This is a genomic window from Synergistaceae bacterium, from assembly GCA_017444345.1.
Classification (GTDB): Bacteria; Synergistota; Synergistia; order Synergistales; family Aminobacteriaceae; genus JAFUXM01.
On the sequence record JAFSWW010000046.1, the window covers coordinates 1 to 14,477 of the forward strand.

The following is a 14,477-nucleotide window of genomic DNA, read 5'->3' on the forward strand; positions in this document are numbered from 1 at the left end:
GCCGTAAAAATAATAATTAGTTATCTCGCAGCCCTTGCCGCACTCTTCACAGCCGCCTATTTTTTCACGGTTAAGATAAAGCCCGAAGCCTGCAACCATTCCCAAAAATCCGCCCGCGATTATTGCTGCGAAAATTATTAATGCATTCATGTAAACTCACTCTCTTTCTTGATTACTCGTTGCGCTCTAACACTATACGCCACGCATAAGACTTTATATTACGGAATTCCAGCACTGTGTATAAATCCCCGTTAATCCTGACAGATTGATTCTTATTGAGGCCTGAAATATCTTCATAACGGCAATATAAAATCACGTTCGAACGCATAACGCCTTGAGTGCCTGACTCCTCACTTGCCGGAACTGATACGCCCTTAGTGTCATTAACGAGAATGCTTAAAATTTTATGCCCGTCAATGTCATTAAAGTCCGCGAATTCATGACCGAAAAAATTTTTATTTATGTCAATACATGCGGACTCGCGAAAATTTTTATACTGGCCTGATTTGCAGAGTTTCAGGGCCTCGCGCTCAAAATCTAGCATACTTCTTTTAACACTATCCAGCCGTTAATATCGTGAGGTATGGGAAGGGGACGGCTTGAGACTGATATATGCTTTACGGACGGGTTTATTTCCGTCCAGGTTTGAGGTACGTACTCACTCATTTCTGTTACATATTCGCGCGTCTTGCTGTCAATGTAAGTAATTGCGCCGTGCAACATAGTATTTTGCTCGCTTGAATTCTGTAAAATCGCACAATCAGTGTCTAAATACGGGAACGAGTTGCCGCTGTCTTCATCGTAATAGAATTCATTATAAGAATAAATATCACAGAATAAGCCCGGCATTGTGAGGCGTCCTAAATATTCGACTCCGTCTTCGAGTTCCTGAGGCTTAATCTCGCCTAAATCTACCCTGCGCAAGTCCAATAATTTTGTGATTTTAGTATTATCAAGTAATGCCTCTGCTGCGTTTGTGCCGAGTATAAGCATGTTGGGATTGACTCCGGCCTTGCGTAATAACATGGCTTTTTGCTTGAGTTTGCTAATAATATCATAGCTTGAAGTCCATTTATCAGCCTGCGCGCAAGTCTCTATATTCGTGAACCCGTAATCTACAGACTCGTTAAAGCCTTTGCCCGATATAGTAAGCTGCCCGTCTTGCTTAACCCGTGCGCACATATATTCTTGACGCCGTGCAATTGAGTCAAGCAACTCGCTTAAATCATTAGCCGCGATTTTTGCTGCTCTTTCGTCGGGACTGACTCCGGAGTTGTAAGGCGATTCACCTAATAATTTCATTGCTAATGTGTCATTCGTGATAACTCTTTCAGGCGATAACAAAGGCGTGTGATAAGTCCTTACCTCATAACCGTCGCGATGCAGCGCCTGGCTTCCCAGTCTTGAATTTGTGAACGGTGCGAGCCTGCGTTTATTCTCGTAAAACTCAAAACTCACTGTTTCAGTAGGAAATGTTACACTCTCGGCAAAAAAACGCGATTTAAAAAATGTCTTGACGGGCTGAACTTTACGAATAACGCCGCGTAATGTCTTAGGGTCATAATAATTAACGCTCATTCTAATAACTTCCTTTCTTGTGTGAATAAATTAACCGAGTAAAATATCGTGCTTTCTCAAATTATGAGATACGGCCGCGATTAAATCAGCATGAGAGTCGTTCGCTGTCTCATACGGGAGAATAACGGAACTTGCCTTAAATGTTCCGGAGAAATACGCCGCACATTCTGCATATTCCGTTGCGCTAATTTCTACGTCGTCAGCAAGAATTACGCAATCTTTATTAGCAGTTCCTGCAGCAGTTGCATTGACGTATTCGCCCGCTGTTGCGCTTTCCATTAAGAGAGTCCCGCGCTTGTAAGTTCCTGCGGTGTTGATTTTGATTACACATGCCTTAGGACTTGAAATAATAAGCTCGTCCCTTATTTCCATTTCTGCTGCCTCGGCGAGTTGCTGTTCGTATCTTGTTTTAGTGTCATTGTCTGCCATAGTTATTTACTCCTTTTCTTGTGAAATTTTAATTTAATGTTAATTAAATGTTAATTAATTGATTCGCTTCTTCTTCAGCGTCAAGCATAGCAAAATATTTATCTTGCCTGTCAAGTTTTGCATTTGCCGCGTCGTGTTCAATTATTGAGTCAATATCCGGCCCGGTTATTTCCCCGCCGTTATAAGATTTTGAGATTTGCCCGTTCTTGAATTCGAACGTATGAGCGACTCTATATTTAACGCCGTCTCTAATGATTTCGCTTGCCATTGATAAAACCTGCCATTAAATTAATTGCTTGTTCCTGCAAATCCTGCGGCTTATTCTTGACGGGTAAAAAATTTAAAACTGGACGGTCTCCTAAATTTTCAGGCGTTATATTTTCGTCTTGCTTGGCCGGTTTGTTTTCTTGATTCGCGTCTTGCGTATTCTCGTATTCGTCGCAAAATCCTAGAGATTTAGCCATTTCGCCGGACATATAAGCCTCTTTATTCATTAAGTCATTAATTGTATCTCGTGATAGTCCGGTGCGGGCTTGATAAATATCTATGATATTTTCCGTTATCATGTTCAGAACTTCAGCGCATTTATTTAATTCTTCACTGGTGCCGCTTGCAAACGTTACGGGCTTATGAATCATTAAGACACTCCCGCGCTTCATGATAATTTTACTTGCCGACATTGCTATAACACTCGCCGAGCTTGCGCAAAATCCTTCAATAATTGCTTCAATCTCAACGCCGGAGTCCTTGAGTAAATTATAAATCGCGACTCCCTCGAATAAGTCACCGCCCTCGCTGTTAATGTGAAGGACTATTTTAGATAACGCCTTCAAATCTCCGAGCGAGTCTATTAACTTATTTGCGCTCATTCCGAATAAATCATCATGTTCAATGCTTGAATAAATAAAAATGTCCCTGACTTGAGAGTTTGAATTTGATTCACTCTCATTAACTGCCTCGTTCCTGATACGAGTCATATACATAAAATCACATTCTTTCTTAAAAAATTAACTCCCCCACAATAAAAACGTGAAGGAGCTTTACACTTTATAATTCATTCTTAATTACTCATCTTGCAAGTTCAATTAATGTCTGACCTATGCGGGTCCGGCCGCCCGCTGCAAGTAATAATAATATACCCCCTGCAAAGAATATAAACGAGGCGAAAATTGCTCATCGGATTCGGCATTGTCCATAAAAGAAGTAAGTTCTTCATTATTTGGCAGCCGTTTATTTTGTGCCGCAAACCGCGTTATCTTGTCTATCTTGTGATTCTTATAGATAGAATAAGCAATCTGTCCCGCTAAATCGTCTTCACCGTGAACGAGTAATTTATAAACTCTGCTATATGAACGGGGGCTGTTATTAATTTCTCCCATTTGCTTCCCTCCATGCCCACGATAAAGCCCCGCGAATTTCTTGGGGTGTTTTGCGTTCGACAACTGCTTTAATTTCCGGCGGTATATAAACAGGAGTCCCCGCTATCATTTGCGCCCGTACCTCGTTAATAATTTCTTCTGTTGAATGTGAATGATACATAATAAATCCCTCTCTCTTAATTACTCTTGCCAGGTCTATTATATATCATTTCCTGTCTTGAATACCGCGTAATAATTCCTTCTCGCGTCTTAATTGCGCTATATTCATTTCGAAATCTTCGCCCGTGAGTTCGCCCGTCTCTTTCTGATAGGTGCTGAAGCCGTTATTTACCCGTTGAACAGCCGCATTAACTTCTTTGACTGGGTCAAGCTGTCCCTGACTCGGTCCTGTCCACGCCGCCCAGTAAAAATAATCTTCATTCTTGTAATCACTCTTGATAAACCGCTCGTCTTGACTAGCAAGCAAATAACTATATAGAAATCTTTCATAAACGGGCTGGCAGAAATTACTTGCGAACCATTCACGCCAATATCTAAATAATTTCCAAGCCTCTAATAGGGCACCCCGACTCGCGCTGTAACTCGCAGTAAAATGCAAAAATAATAATTCGCTGGGAATTCCTAAGGCTCCCCCGATTTGCTGAACTAGAGACGCAATAAACGCGTTAAAATTTTGATTCGGCCTGCCCGGACTCGCCGTTGATACTTTCACGCCCTCCGGCAAATCTATTACAGTCCCGTACATTTCCTGCTGCGTGATATTCTCTAATCCTTCAAGACCTCCGAGTCCTTCTTCACTTGCATATGACTCTTCGCCGACTTGGCCCGATTCTCTTTCAGGGTGCTCAAAAAATACGCTGTACATTCCTGACACTACAGCAGCCATTAATTCAGCGTCCGTGTATCTTGAAAGCTGCTTCAAAGTCTCTATAACCGGAGCCAAAAAAGGAACTCCCCGACGCTGCCCTATTCGTTCAGGATTGAATAAATGCAAAATATTCCGTTCGCCTGTTAATTCGTCATAAACGGGAACCCGTTTGAATTCCAAAACGGGCTGATTTATCAGCGTGCTTTCAGGGTTGCGGTTTGCTATGTAATAAGCGGTTGGGCAGCCCATTTCGTCAAGCTCGACTCCCTCGTCAATAATAACGCCTGAAGGTTTTATGCTGGGATCTGCTACACGTTCGCCCTCGATTAAACCGACTTGCAAGCGGGTAAATAAATTATTACGCCTGCCCGTATAATCATTTTGACCGAATACAACAAAACAGTCCCCGTCTAATAAAACACTCTTGAATGCTAAAACTTGCAGCTCGTAAAAATTTAACGTGCCGTCAATGCTTGCCCGTTTACGGCTTGCCCATGCGTCAAAAACTGCTTCAATATCCGACGCCCATTTACTGGACTCTTCCGGAGTCATATTTAATTTACCGCTGTCAATCCTGACATTCAAACGCAGGCCTGAACCTATAGAATTTAACACGACTCTATCAATCGCCCCCCGGCCGAGCGGCCCGCCCCCCGAGTATAAATCTCTTGAGCGTTCCCGTAATAAAGAAAGATTTTCACTAATATCTTCATGTGCTGAATAACTGGTAGAGTTCCATGAAATAAGCGAGCTTTTACTCCGGCTTGCACCGTGATGGGAATATCCCGAATTTCTGAATATAAGCATTAATAAAGCCTTTCTTTTGGAATAACGACTCTAAATCTCGGCCGTGTTTTATTGGGATTTATAGCAGATTCGTAATTAGTAATTTCGTGCTCTAAATCATTAATAGTGTCGCGGACGACTTTTAAATCTGCACGAGTCAATCTCAAGCCCTCAAGCTCGAATTCCTGACCGGTTAATATTGCCTGTTCAGCCTCATAATAATTCAATAATCTATGCCGCAAAATTTCAAGTTTTATATTTTTAGTGCCTGTTACAACATTCAACACTCACACCTCGCACATAAAAAATTCCCTGATGGTGTCTCGTAAATCTTGCCTGGCCTTACTCTCCCTAAAGGCTTAAGATTTCAGACGGTATCAGAGAAAATTATTTAATAAATTGTCTGATTGATTCGACTGCTATTTTATTTTGACTCAAAACGTATAAATTTGTCATTCGCAGAGGCTCAAGAAAAAAATACCCGTTTTCTTATTTCTTCCTTCCTTTCTACGAATTTGCAAATATTTTATCACATAACAAGAAAGACCCGGCCAAGCTGCCGGGTCTCCCCTGATATTTTTATCTTCGGCTAATAATAATAATGACGCGGATATTTTATCATGCTTTCACATTCTGACTCCTGACCTCAATAATTTAACCCGCGCCCCCGTCTTGCGTTTGAGAACTTGGCTTGTTTCTTTCTGCTTTTCAGGAATATGAATCCCCGCCATTCTTGCCGCGTGTTTTGCTAAATCAGGGTTAAATATTTCAAGTGCTCCCGTTGCATACACTCTGCAGTCAAGCGGCTCATTACGGATATTTTTATTTCTGACTTCCCACACAATCTGCTCACGGCCTCGAATTCGTTTTGTAATCATGCGTTCACTTGTAAGACCTGCAAAATATCTTGTGTCATAGCCTAAATCTTTATCATCCGGAAAATGGCAGTAACCGGCTCCGGCTTTCTCAACCATTAAACGCGATTGCAAGACACCTTTGATAGTACTTACTCCGAGCGTAAATAACGGAACTTTACGGCGGTTATTACGAGTCGGGCCTGCTGCACTGGGACGTCCATAACCCCCGCGCCCGATTATTGCGAAAATGTTGCGCTTTGAACGCGGCTTTGTGTAAATATAGACTTCATCCGTGAAATGTCCGCCCGAATCTATGCACACGCAAGAAAGTAATAATTTATTGCCGTCCTTGAAATGCCATGCCTTACAAAGAAAATCGTCAAGTAATAACCAAGTCTCATTAAGCGAGGGGTCGCCGTAAATAGTTTTATAGCATATACCCCATGACTCATGGCCAAGTCCCCAGCCTACTATTTCACATTCTAACCTGTCATCTTGAACGTCTACGCCTGCAGTCAACACAAGCACGCCATCGGGGAGTTCAGCATTATATTTTTCCCGTCTATTCTCTAAAATCTCACTGTCTAATGTACCCGCTTTTGATTCATACGGCAGCCCTAAAACTGTATTAGTCCACACTTTTAAATTCTCTTCTCCGTTAATTTTTGCTTCCTGATAATCCGCGCATAATTTAGCCCATGACGCCCAAGGACTCGCAAATGCATTTAAGTGAAAGCCTCTGACTCGCGTTATTTCAGGATTATTAACTTTCCACTTGCCTAATAATTGATTACGCTTCCATTCAAGCTCGCCGAACTCCCGCCCGCAATGATTGCACTTCATAACGGGCTCTCTTACATCCTTAAATCTTATATTTTCAAAATCAAGCGCGTTATATTGCTTACATTCGGGACATGGCAGAGTCCATTCTTCTTTACTTGATAAATCATATTCTTTAGCAATTCTTGACAGGCCTAAAAGAGTCGGAGTGCTCACAAATAATATTTTACGGTTCCAAAAGTTTTGTGTTCTCTTCTGTGCAAGATTCAGCGGGTCGCCTTCAGTTCCTGCACTCACAGGGTATCTATCAACTTCATCACACAATAAAATCCTGATAGGACGGCTTGCAAGTCCAGCCGGAGAATTTGCCCCTGCGATTGTAATATGACCGCCTGCAAATCTCTTGTGTAATAAAGTATTGCCGGAGTCTCTTGCGCGGGGGTCCTTAATCTTACCTGTTAAACACGGTGTATCGCGAATCATAGGCGCGAGTCTGTCTTTAGAGAATGCTTCGCCCATTTCAAGAGTAGGCTGTAAAAGTAAAATCGGACTCGGCTCTTTATCGACATAATAACCGATTGTGTTCAAGATAATTTCAGACTTGCCGACTTGCGCAGCACTCATCATGATAACGCGTTCAATTGAGTCGTCTGATATAGCGTTCATAATTTCGCGCTGATACGGTGCCCGGTCAGTGTGCCAGCGTCCTATTTCTGCGCTTGCTTCAGGTGATATAACGCGGAAATAATCGGCCCATTCTGCAATACTAATATCAGGAGGCGGACTCCATAGATTCAAAGCCTGAATCCTCGTTTGCAAGTTCGTTCAAAATTTCGCGTGTTTTACCGTTAAGAATGCTTTTGATTTCGCCGGCAGTATGATTTATTAAGACTGGTGCGAGTTCCGGAATGGATAAAATTTTATTCTTTACAATATTAACCTTTTCAGCCCATGCAAGATTAACCTGTTCACGCGATAATAACTCGTGCTTTTCCTGAGCGAGCTTTAACTCTTCGCGTTCGGCCTTAGCAAGTGTTAATCTCGTCTTAGCTTCTAAATATTCATCATTGTCCATAAATAAATCACCTCATAAAATTTAACCCCGTCGAATTCGACACGTTTAACGGGTGTTACGCCAAATGTCCCACGCGTCATAAATGATAAACCCCGCTAAAATACATTCACAAATCAAACATAGCCATAATAATATTTTTGACATGAACGACTCCCCCGATAAAAAAATTTCTGCCGCTAGGAGAGAATCGGGGGTTTCTTTCGCTGCAAGAACCCCGCCCGGCCCCCCTTCCCAGTACCTTACACGCTTATAAAAAATTTCCCGCGCTCATTCACACGAGAAATAAATATTTTTCTTGATTGTGTTGATTATATCATGATTTCTGCAGACACTCGGCAAAAAATTTTATAATTTCTTTCTTGCGCTGATATAGAGTCCTCACAGAAATATTTAACTTGTTTGCTACGTCATGAGCCTTGAATTTGCAGAAATATATCAGCTCTATAATCAATACGCCGTCGGGATATGAACGCGATTCGATTCTTAACGTGTCAAGAAATTTATTAACCTGAGAGATAATTTTCTGCCGTGAATTAATCTGATAAATAACTTTCTCGCGCCTCATAAATAAATCTGTTACAGGGTCAACGGGAATGCTTGAATGTAAATCATTATTATAATTTTGTGCGTGAACATCTATATCAATGAGTCTAATTTTCTGTATGAGCTTTTCAATTTCGTAGCGCGTGTAAAGATAGTCATATAAAAATTTTTCAGCCATTCTATAAAAAGATTTGGAGTCGTCCATTTTGTTATATCACCTCGAAATAAATATAACACAGCCAGGGCTGCCAAATACCCCCGCCCGCCGCCCTGATTCACTGCTCAACACAAAATTTTTTAGCTCGAACATGCACAGGGGGACCCCGTGCCCGTCCCCCTGGCCCCTCCCCGCCCGGCTTTGCCGGCTCGTTTATGCGTGTCCGGTAAAGTTCGGGAAAGTTTGCGGGAAAGTTTACCGGCCGTGCTTTTTTTGTGAGTTGTTGCGATTACCGGCTTTCTTGCGTGTAAATTCTCAAAACGGGAAAGATTTCGCGTTTTTCATATCCGGTTTATATTTCCTTGGGACGCCGGCAAAAAAAATTTTATCCTGACTTACGATTTTAGGCTCGAACTTTCCCGATTTTATGATTCAATATTAAATTATTCCCATATTTGAAAAGTTATAAAGTAAGACAACAACCCGCAACAAGTCGAATGCATTAGCAATCCCAGGGAGAAAATACCGGCGGGAAAGTTGCGGGAAAGTCAATAAAAGTCTATAAAAATCTTTCCCGAATCAGGGGGAATCTTTCCCGAAAATAGGGCAATCTTTACCAGTAGTTTTTACGAGCGCAAAATCAGTATATATACAAAATTGACAAATTGCACAGGCAGGGGGAATAAATTAAATTCCTTCTCGCAAAATATAAAATGTTTCTTCCTATTATAATATGCAAAAAAATATTTCTCGCACAAAAATTTTTATTCTATAATTATTGACACAAAGCCCGTTCATTTGCTAAGATTATCGCGCTGTTATGTCAGCAAAAAAATTATTGCGAAGGGAGGAAAGTGTAAAAGTATCTTAGCTTTTACATTGATAAGTGCCAACAATTAATCAATTAGTCCGGCTTGGACGTGAAGAGAAAAAAAGTAAAAGCAATTCTCCGGCATTACAAGGAAATCCGGCGCGGCGTGGTGTATGCACTAGAGTTTATACTATTACACCTAAGAAGCCGAATTCAGCCCTTAGGAAAGTTGCGCGTGTAAGATTAACGAACGGTATAGAAGTTACTTCATATATTCCGGGAATTGGCCATAATTTACAAGAACACTCTGTAGTACTCGTAAGGGGAGGCCGTGTTAAAGATTTGCCCGGTGTTCGTTATCATATTATAAGAGGGACTTTAGACTGCGGTGGAGTAGAAAATCGCAAGAGAAGCCGCTCAAAATATGGCGCAAGACGTCCTAAAGCGAAGTAACAGGAGGATTTATAATGCCGAGAAAAGGACATATTAAGAAGAGACCCCCTGAGCCTGATATTAGATTTAACAATCCGGCCGCGTCAAGATTTATAAGTGCCTTGATGATGGGAGGTAAGCGCAGTCTCGCTGAAAGAATTTTTTACGGTGCATTAGAGAAGGCTGCGGAAAAATTGAGCGTTGAACCCTTTGAAGTTTTCGAGAAGGCTATGGCAAATGTTACGCCTCAAATTGAAGTCAGACCTAGAAGAGTAGGCGGCGCAACATATCAAGTCCCTGTCGAAGTTACACCCGAACGCGGTGTCCAGCTTTCAATAAGATGGATTGTAATGTACGCAAGGGCAAAAAAGGGTATGCCAATGAGTGAAAGACTTATGCGTGAATTAATGGACGCTTACAAAAACGAAGGTGCTTCAATCAAACGCCGTGAAGATACTCACAGAATGGCTGAAGCAAATAGAGCGTTCGCACATTATCGCTGGTAAGGAGTTATTTTTTTGGAAATCAGCAAAGTTAGAAATATAGGAATCGCCGCACATATTGACGCAGGAAAAACTACGACAAGTGAACGAATTCTATATTACACAGGAAGTAATTATAAAGTCGGTGAAGTCCACGAAGGCACTGCTACAATGGACTGGATGGAACAAGAGCGCGAAAGAGGTATTACTATTACTTCTGCGGCTACTACATGCGCGTGGAAAGGTCATACTATAAATTTAATTGATACGCCGGGGCACGTGGATTTTACAGTAGAAGTTGAGAGATCTATGCGCGTTCTTGATGGAGCTGTTGCAGTGTTTTGCGCGGTCGGAGGGGTTGAGCCTCAATCTGAAACAGTTTGGCGGCAGGCTGATAAATATCACGTTCCGAGAATAGCATTTGTCAACAAAATGGACAGAATCGGAGCAGATTTTCACTCTGTAGTAAAGGCCATGCGTGAAAGATTAGGAGCAAACGCAATCCCCCTACAATTACCAATCGGAGCAGAAGACGATTTTGCGGGAATAGTGGACTTAATCGAGCAGAAAGCATTTTATTTTTCGGGAGTACTAGGTCAGGCACCTTCAGAAGGAACAATTCCCCCAGAATTAGCTATGTCTGCTAAACAAGGCCGTGAAAATATTATCGAGGCTTTATCAGATTTCAGCGACGACATTATGACGCTTTATCTTGAAGGTAAGCCAATAAGCTCTGAATTAATACGCAAAACCTTGCGCGAGGCAGTAATCAACCTTAAGGCCGTCCCAGTTTTATGCGGGTCAGCTTTCAAAAATAAATGTGTTGAGCCTTTACTTGACGCAGTTGTTGAATATTTGCCCAGCCCTATGGATTTGCCGCCAGTTCAGGGATTTAACCCAGCTAACCCCGATGAAATTGTTGAGAGACACAGCAAAGTTGACGAGCCTTTTACTGCGCTTGCATTCAAAATCGCTGTAGACCCGTTTTTAGGAAAAATATTTTTCCTGCGTGTTTATTCCGGTAAACTCGAAAAGGGCGGAACTGTTTACAATCCCACTTCAGGCCAGAAAGAAAGAATCGGCCGTATCATGAGAATGCACTCAAACAAGCGCGAAGATATTGACGCAATGGAAGCCGGAATGATTGTAGCTGTTCCATCACTTAGAAGCACTAAGACGGGCGACACTCTTTGCAGTGAAACAAATCAAATCGTGTTAGAGAGCTTAGAATTTCCTGAGCCTGTTATTTCTCTAGCTGTAGAGCCTGCTACTCAACAGGATAAAGTGAAATTATCTAAAGGTTTGAACGCACTTGCAGACGAAGACCCTACATTTAGAGTTCACAACGACGAAGAGAGCGGCCAGACTGTTATTTCAGGAATGGGAGAATTACATTTAGAAATAATTGTAGACAGGCTTAAACGTGAATTTGGCGTTGACGTTAAAGTCGGAAACCCGCAAGTCTCTTACAGGGAAGCAATACGCAAGAGTGCCCGTGCAGAAGGTAAATATATTCGTCAATCAGGCGGACGCGGTCAATATGGTCATGTTGTATTCGAAATTGAGCCGCTCGAAGGCAATAAATACGAATTTGAAGACAAAATTGTCGGTGGCGTTGTACCTAAAGAATATATTGCGGCAGTTGAAAAAGGTCTCGAAGAAGCTATACAGTCAGGCGTGTTAGGCGGTTATCCTGTTATAGGCGTTAAAGTTACTCTTGTTGATGGGAGTTATCACGAGGTCGACAGCTCGGAAATGGCCTTCAAAATCGCCGCGTCAATGGGCTTCAAAGAGGCAATGAAACGCGCTGACCCCGTTTTAATGGAGCCTGTTATGTCCGTTGAAGTCGTTACACCTGAAGAATATTTAGGCGATGTTATAGGCGATATATCATCACGGCGCGGACGTATTGACGGCATGGATATACGAGCTAATGCAAGAATAGTTAAAGCCTTTGTGCCATTAGTCGGCATGTTCGGCTATGCTACTGACTTGAGAAGCAAGACATCAGGACGAGCTAATTACTCAATGCAATTTGATCATTACGAACAGACACCCGCAGAAGTCAGCGAGAAAATTTTGCAGGGTAAATTAAATTAATTTTTTAGAAGGAGTTGCTATATTATGGCAAAAGAAAAATTCGAACGCACCAAGCCTCATTTAAATATCGGAACTATCGGACATATCGACCACGGCAAGACTACTTTAACAGCCGCAATCACTAAGTGCCTAGCTACAGAGAGTTACGCCGAATACACAGCATATGACATGATAGACAAAGCACCTGAAGAACGCGAGCGCGGAATTACTATTAACATCGCCCACGTCGAATATCAGACGGACAAGAGACACTATGCACACATTGACTGCCCCGGACATGCTGACTATATCAAGAACATGATAACCGGTGCCGCTCAGATGGACGGTGCTATATTAGTTGTCAGTGCCGCAGACGGTCCTATGCCTCAAACTCGTGAACACGTCTTATTAGCTCGTCAGGTCAACGTCCCCGCCCTCGTCGTATTCATGAACAAGACTGACCAAGTCGACGACCCCGAATTGCTTGACCTCGTAGAAATGGAAGTCCGTGAACTCCTCAATAAATACGAATTCCCCGGCGATGATATTCCCATTATTCGCGGTTCAGCTCTTGAAGTCTTAGAGAAGGGCACAGGCAAGAAGGACGACCCGATTTGCAAACCCATTTTTGACTTAATGGACGCTTGCGATAATTTCATTCCTGACCCTGTACGTGAAATTGATAAGCCGTTCTTAATGCCCATTGAAGACGTTTTCACAATTTCAGGACGCGGCACTGTTGTTACTGGACGTGTTGAGCGCGGAGTTATTAACGCCGGTGAACCTGTAGAAATCGTAGGTGTTAAGAGAGACACTACAAAAACTGTCGCTACATCTCTTGAAATGTTCAGAAAGATACTCGACAGCGCAGAAGCAGGCGATAACGTAGGAGTATTATTACGAGGCATTGACAAGGCTGACGTTGAACGCGGGCAGGTTCTCGCAAAACCCGGCACTGTTACACCTCATACAAAATTTAAAGGCGAAGTCTACGTACTCAAGAAAGAAGAGGGCGGCCGTCATACTCCTTTCTTTGCAGGTTACAAGCCGCAGTTCTATTTCAGGACTACAGACGTTACAGGAAATATTAAGCTCCCTGAAGGCGTAGAAATGGTAATGCCCGGCGATAACGCTACATTTGAAGTAGAGTTAATTGTGCCAATTGCAATGGAAGAAGGATTAAGATTTGCAGTTCGTGAAGGCGGTCACACAGTCGGTGCAGGTGTCGTTACAAGTATTATAGAGTAAAAGAATTATGGCACGCAAAATCCGCATAAGATTAAAATCTTTTGACCATAGAGTACTCGACGCCTCAGCCGCTCAAATCGCCGAGACTGCACACTCAACTGGCGCGCGAGTATCAGGCCCTATTCCTTTACCGACTGAAATAGGACGTATTACAATCTTGAAATCGCCTCATAAGGATAAGGATGCCCGCGAACAGTTCGAAATGCGTACTCACAAAAGATTAATAGATATTATTGAGCCGACACAAAGGACTATGGATGCACTGATGCAGTTAAATTTAGCGTCGGGCGTAGACATACAGATAAAATTTTAATTTATTAAGGAGAATTAATTAATTATGTCAATAGGGATTCTGGGGAAAAAACTCGGAATGACACAGATTTATGACTCAGAGGGACAGGCCGTAGCTGTTACGGTCGTCTCTGCTGGGCCGTGCTCTGTAGTTGCTCTGCGTACCCCCGAACAGAACGGCTATTCTGCTGTTCTTCTCGGCTTTGAGTCAATCAAGGCTCATAAGCTGTCCAAACCGCAAAAAGTTATGTTCGAGAAATTGAAGCTCGAACCAAAGAGGACTCTTAGAGAATTCAGAGTCAATGACGTTAAGCAGTATGAAGTAGGCTCGGAAATCAAAGTAGATTTATTCACAGCCGGCGAAAAAATTAACGTCAAAGGTATATCAAAGGGTAAAGGTTTCGCAGGAGTTATCAAGCGTCATCATATGGGAGGCCAGCAATTTTCACACGGTACTTCGGTCGAACATAGACACGGAGGCTCAAGCGGTGCAATTTCTTATCCCGGCCGCGTCTTCCCCGGCAAAAGAATGCCCGGCCACATGGGAAGCGATAAAGTTACAGTCAAGAATCTTACTGTAATGGCCGTTGATGTCGAGAATAATTTAATTCTGGTAAAAGGCGCAGTCCCAGGCTCAAAAAATAGCCTCATTGCCCTCTACAAGAAAGACTAAAGGGGGTAA

The 14,477-nt window shown here is 42.5% G+C and carries 18 protein-coding genes; 6 read left to right on the forward strand and 12 right to left on the reverse strand.

The window, feature by feature from the left end; genetic code table 11:
* Positions 1 to 172 precede the first annotated feature (172 nt).
* The 12 genes from IJS99_02845 to IJS99_02900 form a co-directional block, all read right to left on the reverse strand.
* A complete protein-coding gene (locus IJS99_02845; GenBank protein ID MBQ7560761.1) occupies positions 173 to 544 on the reverse strand; it encodes a hypothetical protein in 372 nt (123 codons plus the stop codon).
* Entirely contained in the window at positions 538 to 1,578 is a 1,041-nt protein-coding gene (locus tag IJS99_02850; protein ID MBQ7560762.1) for a major capsid protein, read from the reverse strand. Before IJS99_02850 ends, IJS99_02845 begins: the two co-directional genes overlap by 7 nt.
* A 30-nt stretch (positions 1,579 to 1,608) precedes the next feature.
* Positions 1,609 to 2,007 carry a hypothetical protein gene (locus IJS99_02855; GenBank protein ID MBQ7560763.1) on the reverse strand — a complete coding sequence of 133 codons (399 nt, stop codon included), beginning with the start codon at positions 2,005 to 2,007 and terminating at the stop codon, positions 1,609 to 1,611.
* A 43-nt stretch (positions 2,008 to 2,050) separates the two neighbouring features.
* Positions 2,051 to 2,275, reverse strand: a complete 225-nt coding sequence (locus IJS99_02860) for a hypothetical protein (GenBank protein MBQ7560764.1) — start codon at positions 2,273 to 2,275, stop codon at positions 2,051 to 2,053.
* On the reverse strand, positions 2,256 to 2,990 hold the full coding sequence (locus IJS99_02865; protein ID MBQ7560765.1) for a Clp protease ClpP: 735 nt from the start codon (positions 2,988 to 2,990) through the stop codon (positions 2,256 to 2,258). The genes IJS99_02860 and IJS99_02865 overlap by 20 nt, the downstream gene beginning before the upstream one ends.
* A 114-nt stretch (positions 2,991 to 3,104) precedes the next feature.
* Positions 3,105 to 3,386, reverse strand: coding sequence for a hypothetical protein (locus tag IJS99_02870; protein ID MBQ7560766.1), 282 nt, complete (start codon positions 3,384 to 3,386; stop codon positions 3,105 to 3,107).
* On the reverse strand, positions 3,373 to 3,546 hold the full coding sequence (locus tag IJS99_02875) for a hypothetical protein (protein ID MBQ7560767.1): 174 nt from the start codon (positions 3,544 to 3,546) through the stop codon (positions 3,373 to 3,375). The genes IJS99_02870 and IJS99_02875 overlap by 14 nt, the downstream gene beginning before the upstream one ends.
* Positions 3,547 to 3,591: 45 nt before the next feature.
* Complete coding sequence (locus IJS99_02880; protein MBQ7560768.1) at positions 3,592 to 5,061, reverse strand: phage portal protein; 1,470 nt, start codon at positions 5,059 to 5,061, stop codon at positions 3,592 to 3,594.
* Complete coding sequence (locus tag IJS99_02885; protein MBQ7560769.1) at positions 5,061 to 5,324, reverse strand: hypothetical protein; 264 nt, start codon at positions 5,322 to 5,324, stop codon at positions 5,061 to 5,063. The genes IJS99_02880 and IJS99_02885 overlap by 1 nt, the downstream gene beginning before the upstream one ends.
* Before the next feature lie 342 nt (positions 5,325 to 5,666).
* Positions 5,667 to 7,475, reverse strand: a complete 1,809-nt coding sequence (locus tag IJS99_02890) for a phage terminase large subunit family protein (GenBank protein MBQ7560770.1) — start codon at positions 7,473 to 7,475, stop codon at positions 5,667 to 5,669.
* Positions 7,450 to 7,752 carry a hypothetical protein gene (locus IJS99_02895; protein MBQ7560771.1) on the reverse strand — a complete coding sequence of 101 codons (303 nt, stop codon included), beginning with the start codon at positions 7,750 to 7,752 and terminating at the stop codon, positions 7,450 to 7,452. Before IJS99_02895 ends, IJS99_02890 begins: the two co-directional genes overlap by 26 nt.
* A gap of 313 nt (positions 7,753 to 8,065) precedes the next feature.
* The gene (locus IJS99_02900) at positions 8,066 to 8,500 is read right to left on the reverse strand and encodes a hypothetical protein (GenBank protein ID MBQ7560772.1); all 435 of its coding nucleotides are present in this window, start codon (positions 8,498 to 8,500) and stop codon (positions 8,066 to 8,068) included.
* Between the two features lie 838 nt (positions 8,501 to 9,338).
* Here IJS99_02900 and IJS99_02905 point away from each other — a divergent pair.
* The 6 genes from IJS99_02905 to rplC are packed head-to-tail and all read left to right on the forward strand — an operon-like array spanning position 9,339 to position 14,468.
* A complete protein-coding gene (locus IJS99_02905) occupies positions 9,339 to 9,716 on the forward strand; it encodes a 30S ribosomal protein S12 (protein MBQ7560773.1) in 378 nt (125 codons plus the stop codon).
* Between the two features lie 14 nt (positions 9,717 to 9,730).
* Positions 9,731 to 10,201, forward strand: a complete 471-nt coding sequence (gene rpsG, locus IJS99_02910) for a 30S ribosomal protein S7 (protein MBQ7560774.1) — start codon at positions 9,731 to 9,733, stop codon at positions 10,199 to 10,201.
* Positions 10,202 to 10,207: 6 nt separating this feature from the next.
* Positions 10,208 to 12,277: an elongation factor G gene (gene fusA, locus IJS99_02915; GenBank protein MBQ7560775.1), complete on the forward strand. Its 2,070-nt coding sequence runs from the start codon at positions 10,208 to 10,210 to the stop codon at positions 12,275 to 12,277.
* 24 nt (positions 12,278 to 12,301) lie between these two features.
* Complete coding sequence (tuf, locus tag IJS99_02920) at positions 12,302 to 13,504, forward strand: elongation factor Tu (GenBank protein MBQ7560776.1); 1,203 nt, start codon at positions 12,302 to 12,304, stop codon at positions 13,502 to 13,504.
* Between the two features lie 7 nt (positions 13,505 to 13,511).
* Positions 13,512 to 13,817, forward strand: a complete 306-nt coding sequence (gene rpsJ / locus IJS99_02925; protein MBQ7560777.1) for a 30S ribosomal protein S10 — start codon at positions 13,512 to 13,514, stop codon at positions 13,815 to 13,817.
* 24 nt (positions 13,818 to 13,841) lie between these two features.
* Positions 13,842 to 14,468, forward strand: a complete 627-nt coding sequence (gene rplC / locus IJS99_02930; GenBank protein ID MBQ7560778.1) for a 50S ribosomal protein L3 — start codon at positions 13,842 to 13,844, stop codon at positions 14,466 to 14,468.
* Positions 14,469 to 14,477: the final 9 nt, after the last annotated feature.

Excerpts from the sequence above, each read along its gene's own strand:
- IJS99_02870 (MBQ7560766.1), bottom strand. The coding sequence starts at position 3,386 with ATGGGAGAAATTAATAACAGCCCCCGTTCATATAGCAGAGTTTATAAA.
- IJS99_02850 (MBQ7560762.1), bottom strand. The coding sequence starts at position 1,578 with ATGAGCGTTAATTATTATGACCCTAAGACATTACGCGGCGTTATTCGT.
- IJS99_02880 (MBQ7560768.1), bottom strand. The coding sequence starts at position 5,061 with ATGCTTATATTCAGAAATTCGGGATATTCCCATCACGGTGCAAGCCGG.
- IJS99_02865 (MBQ7560765.1), bottom strand. The coding sequence starts at position 2,990 with ATGTATATGACTCGTATCAGGAACGAGGCAGTTAATGAGAGTGAATCA.
- IJS99_02895 (MBQ7560771.1), bottom strand. The coding sequence starts at position 7,752 with ATGGACAATGATGAATATTTAGAAGCTAAGACGAGATTAACACTTGCT.
- tuf (MBQ7560776.1), top strand. The coding sequence starts at position 12,302 with ATGGCAAAAGAAAAATTCGAACGCACCAAGCCTCATTTAAATATCGGA.
- IJS99_02855 (MBQ7560763.1), bottom strand. The coding sequence starts at position 2,007 with ATGGCAGACAATGACACTAAAACAAGATACGAACAGCAACTCGCCGAG.
- rplC (MBQ7560778.1), top strand. The coding sequence starts at position 13,842 with ATGTCAATAGGGATTCTGGGGAAAAAACTCGGAATGACACAGATTTAT.
- rpsJ (MBQ7560777.1), top strand. The coding sequence starts at position 13,512 with ATGGCACGCAAAATCCGCATAAGATTAAAATCTTTTGACCATAGAGTA.
- IJS99_02845 (MBQ7560761.1), bottom strand. The coding sequence starts at position 544 with ATGCTAGATTTTGAGCGCGAGGCCCTGAAACTCTGCAAATCAGGCCAG.
- rpsG (MBQ7560774.1), top strand. The coding sequence starts at position 9,731 with ATGCCGAGAAAAGGACATATTAAGAAGAGACCCCCTGAGCCTGATATT.
- IJS99_02875 (MBQ7560767.1), bottom strand. The coding sequence starts at position 3,546 with ATGTATCATTCACATTCAACAGAAGAAATTATTAACGAGGTACGGGCG.
- IJS99_02860 (MBQ7560764.1), bottom strand. The coding sequence starts at position 2,275 with ATGGCAAGCGAAATCATTAGAGACGGCGTTAAATATAGAGTCGCTCAT.
- IJS99_02900 (MBQ7560772.1), bottom strand. The coding sequence starts at position 8,500 with ATGGACGACTCCAAATCTTTTTATAGAATGGCTGAAAAATTTTTATAT.